This window comes from Fibrobacter sp. UWH9 (genome assembly GCF_900129715.1).
In the GTDB taxonomy this organism is placed as follows: Bacteria; Fibrobacterota; Fibrobacteria; order Fibrobacterales; family Fibrobacteraceae; genus Fibrobacter.
Window position 1 is genome coordinate 265,620 of the sequence record NZ_FQWP01000004.1, and the last position, 15,731, is coordinate 281,350.

The window sequence follows — 15,731 nt, forward strand, 5'->3', positions numbered from 1 at the left end:
TTAACCTCCAATTCCTGCGGTGGATGCGCTAGAAGCTGCTGCAGAGATCTTTGCAAAGATGGGGGCGATGCTCTGGTCCAGCATGTTTGAAATCCAACCCGGGAAAATACCGATCAGCAGGAGGCATGCCACCAGAACGATGATAACCAGCTTTTCGCGGAAGCATCCGTCGGTAAGGGTTTCGTACTTGGCGGGCATATTGCCGTGAAGCATACGGTTTGCGGTCTGTAGAATGTACACTGCAGTGGTTGTAATGGAGAGGATTGCAAGGATGGTCACGATGCGGGTGAGGGTAGATTCCTGGGCAAAAGCTCCAATAAAGATGGTGCTTTCGGCGACAAATCCGCTAAAGCCCGGAAGGCCGAGACCTGCAAAACCGGCGATTACGAAACCCACGCCCAGGAAGGGCATCTTACGCATGATGCCGCCCATCTGGGTGATGTCGCGGGTGTGAGTGCGTTCGTAAATCATACCGATAGTGGCGAAGAACAGACCTGTCAGGAAACCATGGGAAATCATCTGGAGGGCTGCACCGCGGAGACCCACGGGAGTGATGGCGGCAAGGCCCAGGAAGATAAGACCCAGATGGCTAATGGAACTGTAGGCGGTAATGTACTTCAGATCCTTGTGGCGGAGGGCGATGAAAGGCCCAAGAACCACGTTGAAAATCAGGAAGGCAACAACCCACGGGAGCCAAATCTTGGCGGCTTCGGGCATCAGGAACATGGCGATGCGAAGGCAACCGTAGGCACCCATCTTCATCATGACGCCTGCAGCAAGCATAGAAACCGCGGTAGGTGCGCTGGCGTGGCCGTCGGGACTCCAGAAGTGGAAGGGGAACAAAGAGGAACTGACGGCGAAACCCATGAACATGAGGGGGAAGGCCCACATCTGGAAATCCATAGGAATCGTAATCTTGGAAAGTTCCATGATGCTCCAGCTATTGATTCCGCTTTCGAAGTAGAGACCGAACAGCGTTGCCAGAATCATGGAGGAACCGAATGCAAGGGTAAGGGTCAGTTTCTTACCACCGTAATCCTTGCGACCGGAACCATAACCTGCGATCATCAGATACATGCACAGGGCTTCCATTTCGTAGAACACGAAGAACAGAACCAGGTCCATGCTCATGAACACGCCGTAGACGCTGGTGGCCAGCATCTGGATCAAGGCGAAGAACACCTTCTGGTTGCCCTTGATTTCCCAGCTGACAAATACACCGGCCCATACGATGACAGCGGTGAGCAACAGCAGGAACATATTCAGACCGTCGGCGCCAACCATATAGTGGGCGTTGAAGGCTGTTATCCAGGGAATGTCCGTGAAAAACTGAAGCAGGAGCGGAGCCGTTGCTTCATTGGCGGGGGTGCCGCTCAGCATATAGAGACGATAGGTCAGATAACCCACCAGCAACAACACCAGCGTGGCGGAGGTGCCGTGGATGCCCTTGATCAGTTTTGCCTTTGCCGAAGGAATCGGAGCACAGACAAGAACTGTGAAAAGGGGAACAAGCCAAATCAGGTTAAAAAGTAAAGTATCCATGCTTAAACCTGCTTAGAAGGGGAGATTCCCGATGAAACGCCAAATGATAATGCCCACGATCAGTGTGCCCACGTAGAAAGTCAGGTTGCCGCTCTGGGCGGTACGAACCAGATTTCCCAACTTGTGTACGAACCAGACGGCGAATGCGACCAGACCTTCGATAACCACGTCCTGAATTCCACGAGCGATTTTTGCGATGCCACCAATGACGAACTGGCGGACGACGCAGTAATACATTTCGTCGAAGTAGAACTTGTGATAGATGGTCTTGTAGATTCCGCAGCGGTTGGTGTCATCCAGGGCCCGTTCAATTTTAGCCTTGGGACTTGCATAAAGGAACCAGGCAATCAACAGGGCGAGAACAGCAACGCCAATGGCGACAACAGGAATCCAATGAGCCTCGGGGAGTAAGACCAGTTGAGGAACACGGAGCTTGCCCGGCACAAAGAAATGTTCGAACAGACCCTTTGCTGCAAAACCGCTAGCCAGAGCAGGGATTGCAAGGATTGCGATAGGCAAGGTCATGGCGAAGTCTTCGTGAACGTGGCCTTCTGCAACGGAGTGGCAACGGGGCTTACCGTGGAATGCCAGGAAGAACAGGCGGAACATGTAGAAGGTGGTGAGACCGCTGGTGAGCAAGGCCAAACCGAACACTACATAATGATGACCCTGGAATGCCGCCAGAATGATTTCGTCCTTGGAGAAGAAACCGGAGAAGGGCGGAATACCGGAAATGGCCAAAATGGAAATCAGGGCGCAGATGTAGGTGATGGGCATCTTCTTGCGGAGACCACCCATGGCATCCAGATCATTGGTATGAACTTGATGAATCAAGCTACCAGCAATCAGGAACAAACTGCACTTGAAGAAGGCGTGAGTAAAGATATGGAAGGTGGAGGCTGTCCAACCGGTTACGATGACGGCATCGCCAATCTTACAGGCTCCGAGAGAGAACATCATATAGCCCAGCTGACTCAGGGTAGAGTAGGCGAGGATACGCTTGATATCCTTCTGGGTGCAGGCGATTACAGCGGCAAATACCATAGTGAATGCGCCAACCCACATAATCAAGGTAAGTGCATCGCCGCAGGCGGCGAAGAAGGGGAACAGACGTGCTACCAGATAGACACCTGCCACCACCATGGTTGCACTATGGATGATGGAGGATACCGGGGTCGGACCTTCCATGGCATTGGGCAGCCAGATGTGCATGGGGAACATGGCAGACTTGCCCCAGCCACCAGTAAAGATCATGATGGAACCAAGAATCAGGGCGTCTGCCTGGGAAATGCTCATGATGCCCAGGTTTATGACCTGCTTCTTGAATGCAATGAGGGAAATGCTGTTGATGTTGGCGAAGTCAAAGGTCTGCAGAACATAGCTGACCAACACGATGCCGAACAGGAAGAAACTGTCAGCGAAGCGGGTGAGGATGAAGGCCTGCTTGGAGGCGCTTACTGCAGAAGGCTTGTGATACCAGAAACCGATCAGAAGGTAGCTTGATACACCCACCAGTTCCCAGAAGATGAACATCTGGAATAGGTTGGTGGCGGCAACCAGGCCCAGCATGCTAAAGCTGAACAGCGAAAGCAGCGCGAAGAAACGTCCTTCGGCGCGGTCGCCACGCATATAGCCTACGCTGTAGATATTGACCATGAAGGCGATAAAGGTAACCACCACCAGCATCATGATGCTGAGAGGGTCTACCAGAAGGCCTATGTTGGCCACGAAGGTTTCTGCAAACTTCAGGAACGGAAGCTCGAAAAGAATTGCCTTCTGGGGAGCGTATCCGGAACTGAAGTAGCTTATGGCCAGGGACAGAGCCGAAGCGAACGCGATGCCGTTGCAGATAATTGCAAAGATTGCTGCACCCTTGGCTGATTTACGTCCCAGGAAGAGACCGTTTACCACAAAAGTGAGAAGCGGCATCAAGAAGATAAGATAGCTGATGGAAACGTCGTTAATCATGGAGGTCCCTCAACTGTTCAACGTCAAGACTCTTGTAGCGGCGATACATACTGACTACAATGGCAAGGGCGATTGCCATTTCGCAGGCCGTTACGGCAATGACGAAAATGCTAAACAGGGCGCCCGCCGTAGCGTCACTAGCTGTGAAATAGGCGAACGAGATAAAGTTGATGTTTGCTGCGTTGAGCATGAGTTCAATGGAAATCAGCATACCCACCAGGTGACGACGGTGCATAAGGCCCCAGACGCCAATGCCAAACAGCAAAAATGCGAGGATTAGGCAGTTCATCAAAGTCATTTTTGAACCTCCTTGTTTCCCTTCATGTCTTCCTTGCCCTTGCGAGCTATGGTGATGGAACAGATCAAGGTCATCAAAAGTAAAATGCTTACAACTTCAAAAGGTATGACGAATCCGTCTGCGCCGTAACTCAAAAGCCGTAAGGCAAAGGCGTTCAGCGAAGCGAATCCTTCGGGTGCGCTAGGCGTAGAAACTGTCAGTTCCTTAACAGGCAAGATCATCTTGACCATTACGGCAACAAAGGCGATAGCCAGTGCGAATGCCGCAAAGGTGCGAGGCATCTTAGCCTTGAAGGAATCTTCTCCCAAGTGGCTTGTAAGCAAGATGGTGAATACGACGAAAATCACCACGCCGCCCACGTAAACCATGATCTGGGCCAAGGCGATGAATTCCGCATGGAGCAACATGTAAAGGATTGCTGTACCCACAAAGGAGAAAATGAGGAATACGGCACTTTGCAGTATGTTTCGTACGGCAACAGTCAACAGTGCGGTAAACAGCATGATGGCTGCAACCACATAGAATGCAATGTCCATGCCGCCGAGGGGGAAGGCCTGAGACAGTGCAGGAAGTATCTGGGAAATGTTAGGCATTAACCTTGTCCCTCCTTCTTGTTCAAGATCATTTCCAGCGTGCTGGGGTCTGTGGTAGCCACTTCAAATTCCTGGCACATGCGGATTGCGCCAAAGGGGCAGGCTTCTACGCAGAGACCGCACTGGGTGCAGCTGGCAAAATGATAGACGTAACGGCCCAGCACTTTCTTGCCGGCGATGTTCTTCGTGGGAAGAACGTTGATGCTTGCGTTGGGGCAGGCACGTTCGCACATGCCGCAAGCGGTGCAGTGGTTGTTTCCTTCGGCGTCTTCAACCATCTGGAGACGGCCGCGGTAACGTTCGTGCATCTTCAAAGTCTTGCGGTTTTCGGGGTACTGTTCCGTAACAATACGCTTGGGGTTGAAGAAGTACTTGAGGGTAACGGACAAACCGCACATCAGACTCCAGGGACCCGTAATGCAGCGCTTCAAGTAGCGCTTGAAATACTGTTTTGCAGTTATTCTTTCAGCCATTATAAAATCCTCTTAGAACAACGCGATGTAGATTGCGCCTGCTACCAGTACCAACAAGTTTACCGGCAGCAGGAACTTCCATTCGAAACTCATCAACTGGTCTACACGGGGGCGCACAAAAGTCCAGCGGACCATCATGTAGCACCAGATCATAAAGTAGACCTTTGCAAAGAACCAGATAACACCGGGAACCATGTTCAGGTAGGTGTCTACGGCAGCGACTCCGATGCAGGGTGCGTGGAAACCACCCAGGAAGCAGGTGGTGGCCAGTGCGGAGTTGGTGACGAGGGCAATGTATTCTGCCAGGTAGAACATGGCGAAGGGGGTGCCTGTGTATTCCGTGTGGTAACCGCCGGTCAATTCCTGTTCCGCTTCGGCAATGTCAAACGGTGCGCGGTTCATTTCTGCAGTACTGGAAATGAAGAACAGGATAAAGGCGATAAAGCCAAGTACAGGAACCTTGAAAATCATCCAGTCAAGAACGGTACCGCTCTGGCTCTGGGTGATATCCATCAGGTTGGTCGATCCGGAAAACATCACCACGAAAAGCAGAATCATGGCGAAGGAAATTTCATAGCTGATCATCTGGGCGCCGCTACGGAGGGCTCCGAGCAGGGAGTACTTGTTGTTACTGGACCAGCCGCCCAGCAAGATGCCGAGAACGCCAAATCCGTTGACTGCGATAATCAGGGGAATGCCCATATCTACATCGGCAACCACCAGGGTGGGGCCAAAGGGAATAAGGGCTGCTACCATGAAAGGGGCTATCAGCACGATCAGCGGGGCCATGTAGTACATGACTTTGTCAACGCCACCGGGGTTGTACACTTCCTTAAAGAGCATCTTCAGAACGTCGGCGATGGTCTGGATGGTGCCGTGCCAGCCAAGGCGCATGGGGCCAAGACGGCATTGCACATGGGCGCAAACCTTACGTTCCATATAGATGAGGATGGGGGCGGAACCGATGTTTACGGCGCAAACTGCAATGACGCAGATGACAGCGTTTACCAGGAAGGCTACGATTGTGTTCAGTGTGTCGGACTGGATGGCTGCCGGCAGGTATTCTGCAAGCTTCGGCACCCATTCGCGAACAACATCGCCAATTGGATTTGTGATAGAGGGTACGAACATAAAAGTCAAACTCCTTATCTGTCAATTTCCGGAATCACCGGGTCCAGAGTTGCCATGATGGTTACCAAGTCGGAAACCGTGTGACCTTGCACCATCTTGTTCAATGCTGCAATATGGGGGAAGCTGGGGCCGCGGGTATGAATACGATAGGGCTTGTCGCTGGCGGTTTCTGCAACCACATAGGTGGCGTAGAGACCCTTCGCGGTTTCAACTTCGCTGTAGAAACGACCGACGGGAAGCTTCACCGGCTTTTCCTTGGAACGCCAGGGACCTTCTGTGGGGAACTTGTCGATGCACTGACGGAGGATTCGCATAGATTCGTGGATTTCAGCAATGCGAACGTTGTAGCGGTCATAGCAGTCGCCATTGGTTGTGGTGGGTACGTCAAATTCCAGCTGATTGTAGATGCTGTAGGGATTTGCCTTACGCACGTCGAAGTCAACGCCGCTGGCGCGAAGTACGGGGCCTGAACATCCGTAGGCAATTGCGTCTTCCCTTGAAAGTACGCCAATACCGATGGAACGTTCCTGCACAATGATGTTCTTGGAAAGGAAACGTTCGTAGTCCCGCATGGCACCGACCAGATGATCCAGGAATGCCTTGACGCGAGGAATGAAATTTTCGGGGACGTCGAAACGGCTTCCGCCGGGGCGGAAGTAGTTTGTGGTCAGGCGGGAACCGGTGACTTCTTCAAGAATGTCATGAATCATTTCACGTTCCTTAAAGCCGAACAGCAAGCAGGTCTGTCCGCCAAGGTCGCCGCCAAAGCAGCCGAAGAACACCAGATGACTTGCGATACGTCCAAGTTCGCAGAGCATGACGCGGATGTATTCCTGTCTTTCGGGAACGCCGATGTTCATGCCTTTTTCCAAAGCAAGAACTACGCCAAGATTGTTCTGGATGGCGGTCAGGTAGTCCTGACGGTCAGACATACCGATGTACTGCAGGTAAGTCATGGACTCAGCCTGCTTTTCCATACCGCGGTGGATGTAACCGAAGTGGGGAACGACTTCAATGATGGTTTCGCCATCCATTCGAAGGGCCAGACGCAAGGCACCGTGAGTACTGGGGTGCTGGGGGCCCATGTTCACGAAGAATTCTTCGGTGTTAGATTCTCGGGTGATCTTGAATCCCGGGGGGAGCTGTGTTACACTCATACGGGCCTCTTAATCATATCGGGGTGAGTAAAGTCCTTACGGAGGGGGTAGCCCACAAAATCCTTGTCCAGGAAGATGCGGCGAAGATCTTGATGACCTGTAAATTCTATGCCGAACATGTCGAAGACTTCACGTTCCTTGACCTCGGCGGCGGGGTACAGGTGGCTGACGGTAGGAACCTTGGCGAGCAATGCGGTGGCTCGCTTTTCTGCGGCGACATTTTCGTCCTTCTTAAGCTGTGTGCAGAAGAACAACTTGTGTCCGTGTTCCATGCTGCGGAGCATGGTAATCAAGTCAAAATGATCGCTGTAGTCGGCGGCGGTTACGTCAATTAGGTAATCCATCTTGAACGAGGCGTCTTTCTTTACGAATTCAACGGCTGCAAGGTAGTCGTTGGAATCGACTAGAACTTCCAGGGGAGTGTCTGCGGTCATATTCTGGACCGTCGTTTCCACGGAATCTTCTCCAGCGGTGCGGACGGTAATTGACGGGAATTTTTCCTGCAGTTTCTTCAACATTTCTGCCTGGGAAAGACCGCGGGTTGCAACAGGTTCACGTACAATTTCGGGGAAGGTTTCCTTTACGACGCGAACAGGCTTGAAGGCGCTCTTGTAGTCCGGATTCTCTTCCTTGAACTTGACGCGGGCTTCGGCCATTTCTTCGTCCTTGATTTTTTCAAGTTCGGCCCAGGCCTTGGCGGCTTCGCGGTAACGGTCAAAATTGGCTGTATCCTTGGTTTCACCCTCGTGCCAGGGGTCGCGGCAGGTTTCCTTGAGGATTTTTTCGCGGAGGGTCAGCAGACCATGGAAAAGTGCTTCGGGACGGGGCGGGCAACCGGGAACGAATACGTCTACGGGAATAAGGTTTTCGGCTCCGCGAACGACGGAATAGTTGTCGTACTTGAAGGGGCCTCCGCTAATAGTGCAGGCTCCCATAGCAAGCACATACTTGGGGCCCGGCATCTGTTCCCACAGCATCTGCAGGGCGGGGGCCATGCGACGGGTAATGGTTCCCGCAATAATGAACAAGTCTGCCTGACGGGGAGATGCTCGGAACACTTCGGAACCGAAACGTGCAATATCATAGCGGGCCATGGAACTGCTCATCATTTCGATGGCGCAGCAGCTGGTGCCGTAAGTCAGGGGCCAAATGGAATTGGCGCGGGCCCAGTTGACCACATAGTCAACCGCATTCACGACGTACTTGCCGCCGGGAATGGGGTCCAGAATCTTAGGAGCAAAGTTGATTATTCCCATTTGAGAAGTCCTTTTTTCCAGGCGTAGGCAAGGCCAGAAACAAGAATGGCGAGGAAGATTACCAAGTCAATTACAACAACGATGGGGGAGAGGGCTGTATGCCCTGCCATGATTTCCTTGAAGTTCGCCATGACAGGAAGCAGGAACAGCGCTTCGATGTCAAAAACAAGGAAAAGGAGGGCAAACAGATAGTAACCCACCTTGAACTGAATTCGAGCATTGCCGATGGTTTCCATACCGCATTCGTAGGGAGCCATCTTGTTTTTTGTTTTCTTGGTGCGGTAACCTAGCAATAGGCCTGTCACGGTAGCGGCCGCGGCGATAAACGCTCCCAAAAAAAGGAAAATGGATAGAATTACATATTCTGACATTTCTCGCGCCTCTTAATAGAAGTTCTGCAGTTCCTGTACGGTTCCGAAGAGTGTGTTGCCGATCTGGAATCGGTCTAGGACGTGCTTGAGCAGATCCTTGAATTCATCAATGGTGGCTGCATTCATTTCGTTCAACTTTTCTTGAATAGCGTTGACGTAACCATAACCCACCGGCTTGGTTTTCAAATCCTGCATTTCGCCTGCCCATTGTTGAAGCATCTGGTCTGTCTCGATTCTTGCAATCACGTAACGTGTCGTCGACAAGAGCTCTCGCAAAAAGTGTACCAAGAAGATTTCTTCTTGCAAAATACCCCAACGCTTGTCCTTGCTATAGAGGGAGGCGTTTTCGGCTTTGCCGTAAAAAACTGCTGCCTGGGCATATTCAAGGCACGTCACAAGACGATGCTCGAAATGCTTGGTCTCGTGACCAAGATGCTGAAACCAGATGGCATCGGCAACCGGGTTTGGTTCTTTGCGTTCGGCCACTTCGTTTGGGAACATGGCTCTGAAGGCGTAATATACTTCTTCGTAGTAACGATTGCGCATTCGGCAGTTGAATGCACGATTCTTCAATGTATAGTCGCTGTGGTGGAGGGTTGTAATCATGATTTAACCACCTGGCGTACGCCTGGAATTTTCTTGATGTTTGAAATAAGGTTGTCGACCTGTTCCTTGCGGTATGCCTTGAATACGAGACGAACCCTGCCGGAATAATTGACACCGGCAGAGGAAATCCGATCCATAAACAGATTCTCGTCTTTCAGGGCTTTCAGCACATCGTAGGTAAAGTTCTTGCGGTTGTCGTTTTCGATGGACAAGTGAACTTCGAAGGCATGGGTTGACTGCTCGCTCCACTGCACGGCGATCTGCTGACCATCGGTCAGTTTCTTTAGTTCGGGGCAATCTTCGTTGTGGACTTCGATACCGATCTGGGGGCGTAGGACACCGACAATCTTGTCACCGGGAACAGGGGCGCAACACTTGGCGAAGTGGATCATCAAACTGGTTTCGCGCCCGATCTGCAGCGGCATTTCGTCGCGGTATTCGGCCTTCTTGTCCTTGTTGAACGAGGGGAAGAACTTCAGAGCCTTTGCAGAATCGTTGCCGTTCTGGGCGCGGTCGCCGTTGAGGAATCTCTGGATGTCTACCAGGGGCAGTTCACCTTGGCCGATTCGTTCGTAGAAGTCGTCGACGCTTGTGGTCCCGAAATATTTGTTGATGGCTTCTTCTGCAGGACGTTTGTCCTTTTCAATTTTTGCAAGACGCAGTTCTCGAATCCAGATTTCCTTGCCCAAGTCCTTGGACTGTTGGATCATGCTGTTTCGCATCCAGCGACGCAGTTCCTGCTTGGCCTTTACGGTCTTGACCATTTCGAGCCATTCGGGGCTGGGTTCCTGGTGGGGGCTCTTCAAAATCTGGATGGTGGCTCCATGGGTGACCACGGTGTCAAGATTTACCACTTCATCGTTGATTTTTGCGCCAATGCAGTGGAGACCCAGTTCCGTGTGTACGGCAAAGGCGAAGTCAAGGACAATGGCACCCTGGGGCAGTTCTATGGATGTACCCTTGGGGGTGAATACGGTCATGCCGCTAGGTTTCAAGTCAACCTTCAGGAAGTCCAGGTATTCCTTGGAGTCGGAAATCTCGGACTGGAGCTTCACCATGTGGTTCAACCAGGCCAGCTCTTCACCTTCGTGCTGGGTTTCCAGTTTGTAGGCCCAGTGTGCGGCAAAACCCTTTTCTGCCGTAAGGTCCATATCCTTGGTTCGAATCTGGACTTCGACCATCTTGTTGTCGGGGCCGATAACCGTGGTATGGATACTCTGGTAAAGGTTGGGCTTGGGGGTGGCGATGTAATCCTTGAAGCGGCTCTGCAGCGGAGTCCACAGGTTATGGACGTAGCCTAGGGCCAGGTAGCATTCGGGGATGGACTCCACGATGATGCGGATTGCGAAAATGTCGAAAATATCTTCGAACTGGCAGCCGCGACTGAGCATCTTGTTGTAGATACTGTAGATGTTCTTGGTGCGTCCCTGGATGGTACAGTCGAAATCTTCCAGGGCCATCTTGATCTGGAGCGGGCCAATCACGGACTGGATGTACTGTTCGCGGGATTCCTTGTTCTCGATAAGAGCGTCTACCAGTTTTTGGTATTCGTCGGGGTTCACGTACTTGAAACTCAGGTCTTCAAGTTCGTTTTTAAGCTTGTAGAGACCGAATCTGTGGGTCAGCGGAATGTAGATGTCCAGGGTTTCCTGGGCAATCAGCTGGCGCTTTTCGGGCTTCATGTACCGCATGGTTCGCATGTTGTGGATACGGTCCGCGATCTTGATCATGATGACGCGGGGATCCTTGGCCATGGCGATAATCAGCTTTCGGTAAGTCTCTGCCTTCTGGGCAGTCTTGTTGGCTTCCTGGGCTGCTGTAATCTTTGTGACGGCGTCCACCATGAATGCGGTGTCTTCGCCGAACATTTCGGCAAGTTCTTCCAGGGAATGATCCGTATCTTCGACGACGTCGTGCAACAGGCCTGCCAAAACGGTGGGCTGGTCCTGCTTAAGGTCTGCAAGAATCTTGGCTACTTCGTAGGGGTGCTCGGTGTAGGGCATGCCGCTCTTGCGGTACTGTCCTTCGTGAGCTTGGGCGATAAAGGCAACAGCCTTAGACAGAATCCCACGATCTAGGTCGGGATTCTTTCTAATCAGCACATCAATAATGTGCTCTTGGTTAGATGAAAGATTCAGTTGATCCATTACCCTCAATTATATCTAAAAAAGGGGGTGTCGTGTTGTACAGATTGTGAAATAAGCGAAAAATAAGGGCTTTGGGGTTTTCATGCTAAAAATCCAAAAAGGAACTTTTCAAGAGACGTAAAACGTTTGACCCTAAAAAACAAATTTTGTAAAGCACGGTAGGGGCGTTTTTCCCGGGAAAAAATGTTGTAGTGTCTAACAACGTTAATCGTGGATAAAATGTGATTCTTGTCACGTTTGAGATTATATTGTATGGGCCTCGATCTCAAATGGTTGAGAAGAGGGATTGGATGGGTTTATGAAAACAAGAAAAATGCTGGCTGTTTCTGCCATAGCTGTTTTGGGGCTGTTCTCTGCGAATGGCTGTTCTGATGATAAAAGCAATGGTCTTGGACCAGAGGGTGACGTCAATGGGGTTGTTTCCAGTGAAAGCCTATTGGGGCCGGAAAGCTCCGAGTCGGTGTTGCAGGATCCCGTAGGTGGAGAGGCCCTGAGTTCTGAGCAAGAGGAAGTTCCTAATCTGGAGGGGGAAAGTAGCTCCTCCGTCAATCCGGAAAGTTCCGTTTCAGAATTGCCTTTAAGTTCTGCAGATTCCGCGGAAAGCGAGGTGCTGTCTTCCAGTTCAGAAGTCGCAGAGATTTCTAGTTCCAGCGCGATAGTGGAGGCCGCCCCTGCTTTCAAGGAAGACTACCGAGATGAGTGCTCGATTAGTGAAATTCCTACTAGCGTCAACAATGCAAAACTTCCGGACCCGTTCACCACTTTGGCTGGAACACGAATTTCTTCCAAGGACGAATGGAAGTGCCGTCGTGAAGAAATTGGCGCCATGTACGAAAAGATCATGTACGGCGATAAGCCTCGTAATCCCGAAAAAGTGGAAGGCAAACTTGCAGGAAGCACCTTTACCGTGACCGTGACCGACAAGGGTAAGTCGGCTTCCTTCGCTGTAACCATCAATGGCGCAGGCACCAAGGATAACCCGAAGCCCGCCATGATCGGCTTTGGCGGTGGCTTTATGGGTAACACTTGCGGTAGCCTGGGTGGCTCCCTCTCTGGTCTTGACATTGCTCAGATTATCTTCAACCCCGATAATGTTGCTCCTGAAAGCCAGCGTGGTAGCGGTAAGTTCTACGACATTTATGGATCCAACGCTAGCACTGGCACCATCATGGCTTGGGCATGGGGTGTGAGCCGCCTGATTGACGCTCTGGAAAAAACTCCGGAAGCTGGCATCGATGTAAAGCATCTTGGTATTACCGGTTGTTCTCGCTGGGGCAAGGGCTCTCTTGCTGTTGGCGCCTTTGATACCCGTATTGCCTTGACCATTCCCCAGGAATCCGGTTCCGGTGGCGCTTCCCTCTGGCGTGTGGGGGCTCAAGTCAATAAGCAGAAGGGCAAACAGTTTGTACAGGGCCTGAATAGTGCGGGCTCAGAAGGCAACTGGATGAAGACAACCTTCAAGAACTACGACGGAAAGGAAAACACCTTGCCCTTTGACCAGCATATGCTGGTGGCCATGGTGGCTCCTCGTCCCTTGCTGATTATCGACAACGCAGGCCAGGAATGGCTTGGTGAAGTTCCCTCCAACTACTGCGGCCAGGCTTCCAAGGAAGTCTTTGACGCATTGGGCGTAAGCGAAAATTACACCTATTCCCAGGAAGGCGGTCACGCCCACTGTTCCTTGCCCAACGGACAGTTTGACGAAGTGAAGGACTTTATCAACAAGTTCCTGCTGGGTAAGGATGGAGTTCAAACGGGAAAGATTGACTACACCAAGAATTCTGAGCAGATTAAGTGGAATAAGTCCGATTGGATCGACTGGACTACACCGACGCTCCGATAATTGATTGCGCAAATATGAAAAAGGCTGTTCCTGAAAATGGGACAGCCTTTTTTTGATATCTGTTTTTTTGAGGTTACGCCCCTGCGTCTTCCAAACGCTTGACGTGGCAGTATGCCAATTCCTTGGTCTTCTCGTCACGAAGGTGGAGGCTGGAACCTTCGCAGTAACGCCAGTACTTGCACTTCTTGCAGTCTCCAAGGCGGGCCCAGTTGCGGTCTCGCATAATCTGGTAGCGGTTCTGCCATACGTCCCAGATGTCATCCTTGTATATGTTTCCCTGGATGTAGTCGCCACGGAGGCTGGGGCATGCCGAAATATCGCCATTGGCAAGGACTGAACCTACGTTTACGCCGGCGCGGCAGAAGAACGGATAATTGCGAGCTTCCTTTTCGTAGCTGCCTAGGAATCCCTCGCAGCCGTAGTTCACGTTGATGACACCCATCCTCTTGGTTTCGCGGATAAAGTCAAAGACCTGCTTAAATTCCTTGTTGGTCAGTTGGAACAGGGGATTGTCCTTGGCGCGCCCCTTGGGGAATACGGTGGCGATTCTCCAACGCTTGACGCCAATCTTGATCAACATGTCGCGAATTTCGGGGAGCTCCGGAAGATTCTGCTTGTTGACGCAGGTCATGGTGTCAAAGGTAAGGCCTGGCGTGTGGGCTGCCATATTGATGGCGCGAATGGCATTGTCAAAGCTGTTGGGACTGCCACGGAAATGATTGTGGCTGTCGTGAAGGCCGTCTAGGCTAATGGTGAGGGAACGGAGACCTGCATTCAGCAGGTCCACGAACTTCTGGGGCGTCATGGCCAAGGCGTTGCTGACCATGCCCCAGGGGTAACCGCGCTTCTTGATTTCCTGACCGCATTCCACCAGATCCTGACGCATGAGGGGCTCGCCACCGGTAATGACCACCATGAAGTGCTTGGGGTCGATGTGGGGTGCCAAGTGGTCTAGTACTGCCATAAAGTCTTCCCGAGGCATGTCGGGAATGGCATCCTTTAGACAGTCACTTCCGCAGTGCAGGCAGTGCAAATTACAACGTAGAGTGCATTCCCAGAAGAAATAGGTCAGTGGGTGCGTCTTTATTTCATTATGGCGATAAAGACGGTAGAATTCCAGTGCAAGACGTTTCTTGAAGCCTAGCTTCATCGGGACTACTCCTTTTCCTCGGTGCTGGGAACGTCGTTACATGTCCCGTTGAAAAAGCAAGGAGGCCCGTAAACTGCGGGTTGGTCGATGAAGGCGGTGTCCTTGACGAAGGGAGGCTCGTCAATGCCCATGGAACTGCTGGAGTTTTCCTCGCTGGAATTGTTCGGATCTGTTGCGTTGCCAGGATTGCATTCTCTTGCGGCGTCTTCATCAACGCCAAAGAGATTGGAAAATTGTTCCAGAGTGTAGGAACTTCCATCACTGCAATCGCAACCTTCCGTTTTCACAATTTCAACACCGTAATCCGGGCAGATTTCGTCGTGACAAGGAGGAATCGAATAGCTTTCGACCACGGATGGCTTACAGGTCGGCTGTAGCGGCTCCTGCACTACACCATACAGCGGCTCTATCTGGGGAATGGAATTTGACGAACTGCTTGAGGGACGAATCGTATTTTCGCTGTTATTGGATGTCGGTTCCACATTGCTGCTAGAATTAGGGGTTGTCTCGTTGGAACTAGACGTTGTTGCATTGGAGCTTGATGATGGCTCTTCGTAAACGGGTTGTGTAGATGATTCGGAATCACTGCAGCTGGCCCAGAAACTGGCGAACGAGGCAATAATGAACTTTTGCCAATGCTTCTTTAATAAACTCATTTTGTGTCTCCTAACTGATGGGGTTACTTCTTGATTTTTACGGCAGTTCCGTAAACGATGATTTCTGCGGCGCCTGCCATGACGGCTGATGTCATAAAGCGAATTCCAACGATGGCGTCAGCGCCAACATTGCGGGCGTCCCGTTCCATTCGTTCTGTAGCCTGCTGCCTAGCTTCGTTCAGCATTTCTGTATAGCCTGCCAGTTCGCCACCGATAATGGATTTAAGACCTGCAAAAACATCGCGGACTACATTCTTGCTGAAGACGACGCTACCTTTGACCATGCAGATAGTTTCGATTTCCTTGCCCGAGATAAAGTCTGTGGTGAAAAGTCTCATGGGAACCTCCGTGACGTCGAAAAAAGGATAGATCTTTCCCTAAATATACAATAAAACGGCTCTTCATCAACATGTGTGGGTGGCTTCGCCACCCTTTTTTGTTGACTTTCGCCTAAATTAAACAAAAAATGGGCTATTTTCTAAAATTTAATCGCCAAAAAAAACAGAAGAAAAAGCCCATGTCAAAATTATACAAATCCAT

The 15,731-nt window shown here is 51.3% G+C and carries 15 protein-coding genes and 1 pseudogene; 1 reads left to right on the plus strand and 15 read right to left on the minus strand.

All coding sequences use genetic code 11. The features are described from left to right. The 12 genes and pseudogenes from BUB94_RS05685 to BUB94_RS05735 all read right to left on the minus strand — a co-directional run bounded on the left by BUB94_RS05685 (position 1) and on the right by BUB94_RS05735 (position 11,542). Entirely contained in the window at positions 1 to 1,542 is a 1,542-nt protein-coding gene (locus BUB94_RS05685; protein WP_073234966.1) for a complex I subunit 4 family protein, read from the minus strand. A 12-nt stretch (positions 1,543 to 1,554) separates the two neighbouring features. After that, positions 1,555 to 3,510 (minus strand): NADH-quinone oxidoreductase subunit L, encoded by a 1,956-nt coding sequence (nuoL, locus tag BUB94_RS05690; RefSeq protein ID WP_073234968.1) that lies wholly within the window; start codon positions 3,508 to 3,510, stop codon positions 1,555 to 1,557. Beyond that, positions 3,503 to 3,808: an NADH-quinone oxidoreductase subunit NuoK gene (gene nuoK, locus BUB94_RS05695; protein WP_073158242.1), complete on the minus strand. Its 306-nt coding sequence runs from the start codon at positions 3,806 to 3,808 to the stop codon at positions 3,503 to 3,505. The genes nuoL and nuoK overlap by 8 nt, the downstream gene beginning before the upstream one ends. Continuing rightward, positions 3,805 to 4,401 carry an NADH-quinone oxidoreductase subunit J family protein gene (locus BUB94_RS05700; RefSeq protein ID WP_083538125.1) on the minus strand — a complete coding sequence of 199 codons (597 nt, stop codon included), beginning with the start codon at positions 4,399 to 4,401 and terminating at the stop codon, positions 3,805 to 3,807. The genes nuoK and BUB94_RS05700 overlap by 4 nt, the downstream gene beginning before the upstream one ends. Next, positions 4,401 to 4,874: a 4Fe-4S binding protein gene (locus BUB94_RS05705; protein ID WP_073158244.1), complete on the minus strand. Its 474-nt coding sequence runs from the start codon at positions 4,872 to 4,874 to the stop codon at positions 4,401 to 4,403. The genes BUB94_RS05700 and BUB94_RS05705 overlap by 1 nt, the downstream gene beginning before the upstream one ends. Positions 4,875 to 4,886: 12 nt before the next feature. Then, positions 4,887 to 6,005: a complex I subunit 1/NuoH family protein gene (locus BUB94_RS05710; RefSeq protein ID WP_073234971.1), complete on the minus strand. Its 1,119-nt coding sequence runs from the start codon at positions 6,003 to 6,005 to the stop codon at positions 4,887 to 4,889. Positions 6,006 to 6,019: 14 nt separating this feature from the next. Next, positions 6,020 to 7,162 (minus strand): NADH-quinone oxidoreductase subunit D, encoded by a 1,143-nt coding sequence (locus BUB94_RS05715; RefSeq protein WP_073158250.1) that lies wholly within the window; start codon positions 7,160 to 7,162, stop codon positions 6,020 to 6,022. Continuing rightward, on the minus strand, positions 7,159 to 7,818 hold the full coding sequence (locus BUB94_RS17460; protein WP_346348707.1) for an NADH-quinone oxidoreductase subunit C: 660 nt from the start codon (positions 7,816 to 7,818) through the stop codon (positions 7,159 to 7,161). Before BUB94_RS17460 ends, BUB94_RS05715 begins: the two co-directional genes overlap by 4 nt. 117 nt (positions 7,819 to 7,935) lie before the next feature. Beyond that, positions 7,936 to 8,418: pseudogene (locus BUB94_RS17465) on the minus strand (NADH-quinone oxidoreductase subunit B); the annotation flags it as partial. Continuing rightward, positions 8,409 to 8,789: an NADH-quinone oxidoreductase subunit A gene (locus tag BUB94_RS05725; RefSeq protein ID WP_073158255.1), complete on the minus strand. Its 381-nt coding sequence runs from the start codon at positions 8,787 to 8,789 to the stop codon at positions 8,409 to 8,411. The pseudogene BUB94_RS17465 and the gene BUB94_RS05725, both read right to left, overlap by 10 nt. A 12-nt stretch (positions 8,790 to 8,801) precedes the next feature. After that, entirely contained in the window at positions 8,802 to 9,395 is a 594-nt protein-coding gene (locus BUB94_RS05730) for a hypothetical protein (RefSeq protein ID WP_073158258.1), read from the minus strand. After that, the gene (locus BUB94_RS05735) at positions 9,392 to 11,542 is read right to left on the minus strand and encodes a RelA/SpoT family protein (protein WP_073158261.1); all 2,151 of its coding nucleotides are present in this window, start codon (positions 11,540 to 11,542) and stop codon (positions 9,392 to 9,394) included. The genes BUB94_RS05730 and BUB94_RS05735 overlap by 4 nt, the downstream gene beginning before the upstream one ends. 298 nt (positions 11,543 to 11,840) lie before the next feature. On the opposite strand from BUB94_RS05735, the gene BUB94_RS05740 reads away from it, so the two are divergent. Continuing rightward, complete coding sequence (locus BUB94_RS05740) at positions 11,841 to 13,385, plus strand: glucuronyl esterase domain-containing protein (protein WP_073234974.1); 1,545 nt, start codon at positions 11,841 to 11,843, stop codon at positions 13,383 to 13,385. Positions 13,386 to 13,458: 73 nt separating this feature from the next. Here BUB94_RS05740 and BUB94_RS05745 read toward each other — a convergent pair whose 3' ends face one another. The 3 genes from BUB94_RS05745 to BUB94_RS05755 are packed head-to-tail and all read right to left on the minus strand — an operon-like array spanning position 13,459 to position 15,529. Further along, complete coding sequence (locus BUB94_RS05745) at positions 13,459 to 14,535, minus strand: TIGR04133 family radical SAM/SPASM protein (RefSeq protein ID WP_073234978.1); 1,077 nt, start codon at positions 14,533 to 14,535, stop codon at positions 13,459 to 13,461. 5 nt (positions 14,536 to 14,540) lie between these two features. Beyond that, positions 14,541 to 15,191 carry a hypothetical protein gene (locus tag BUB94_RS16380; RefSeq protein WP_139260145.1) on the minus strand — a complete coding sequence of 217 codons (651 nt, stop codon included), beginning with the start codon at positions 15,189 to 15,191 and terminating at the stop codon, positions 14,541 to 14,543. Positions 15,192 to 15,214: 23 nt separating this feature from the next. Next, positions 15,215 to 15,529: a YbjQ family protein gene (locus BUB94_RS05755; protein ID WP_073158272.1), complete on the minus strand. Its 315-nt coding sequence runs from the start codon at positions 15,527 to 15,529 to the stop codon at positions 15,215 to 15,217. Positions 15,530 to 15,731: the final 202 nt, after the last annotated feature.

Excerpts from the sequence above, each read along its gene's own strand:
- BUB94_RS17460 (WP_346348707.1), bottom strand. The coding sequence starts at position 7,818 with ATGGCCGAAGCCCGCGTCAAGTTCAAGGAAGAGAATCCGGACTACAAG.
- BUB94_RS05710 (WP_073234971.1), bottom strand. The coding sequence starts at position 6,005 with ATGTTCGTACCCTCTATCACAAATCCAATTGGCGATGTTGTTCGCGAA.
- BUB94_RS05685 (WP_073234966.1), bottom strand. The coding sequence starts at position 1,542 with ATGGATACTTTACTTTTTAACCTGATTTGGCTTGTTCCCCTTTTCACA.
- nuoL (WP_073234968.1), bottom strand. The coding sequence starts at position 3,510 with ATGATTAACGACGTTTCCATCAGCTATCTTATCTTCTTGATGCCGCTT.
- BUB94_RS05725 (WP_073158255.1), bottom strand. The coding sequence starts at position 8,789 with ATGTCAGAATATGTAATTCTATCCATTTTCCTTTTTTTGGGAGCGTTT.
- BUB94_RS05705 (WP_073158244.1), bottom strand. The coding sequence starts at position 4,874 with ATGGCTGAAAGAATAACTGCAAAACAGTATTTCAAGCGCTACTTGAAG.
- nuoK (WP_073158242.1), bottom strand. The coding sequence starts at position 3,808 with ATGACTTTGATGAACTGCCTAATCCTCGCATTTTTGCTGTTTGGCATT.
- BUB94_RS05715 (WP_073158250.1), bottom strand. The coding sequence starts at position 7,162 with ATGAGTGTAACACAGCTCCCCCCGGGATTCAAGATCACCCGAGAATCT.
- BUB94_RS16380 (WP_139260145.1), bottom strand. The coding sequence starts at position 15,191 with ATGAGTTTATTAAAGAAGCATTGGCAAAAGTTCATTATTGCCTCGTTC.
- BUB94_RS05735 (WP_073158261.1), bottom strand. The coding sequence starts at position 11,542 with ATGGATCAACTGAATCTTTCATCTAACCAAGAGCACATTATTGATGTG.
- BUB94_RS05755 (WP_073158272.1), bottom strand. The coding sequence starts at position 15,529 with ATGAGACTTTTCACCACAGACTTTATCTCGGGCAAGGAAATCGAAACT.
- BUB94_RS05700 (WP_083538125.1), bottom strand. The coding sequence starts at position 4,401 with ATGCCTAACATTTCCCAGATACTTCCTGCACTGTCTCAGGCCTTCCCC.
- BUB94_RS05730 (WP_073158258.1), bottom strand. The coding sequence starts at position 9,395 with ATGATTACAACCCTCCACCACAGCGACTATACATTGAAGAATCGTGCA.
- BUB94_RS05745 (WP_073234978.1), bottom strand. The coding sequence starts at position 14,535 with ATGAAGCTAGGCTTCAAGAAACGTCTTGCACTGGAATTCTACCGTCTT.
- BUB94_RS05740 (WP_073234974.1), top strand. The coding sequence starts at position 11,841 with ATGAAAACAAGAAAAATGCTGGCTGTTTCTGCCATAGCTGTTTTGGGG.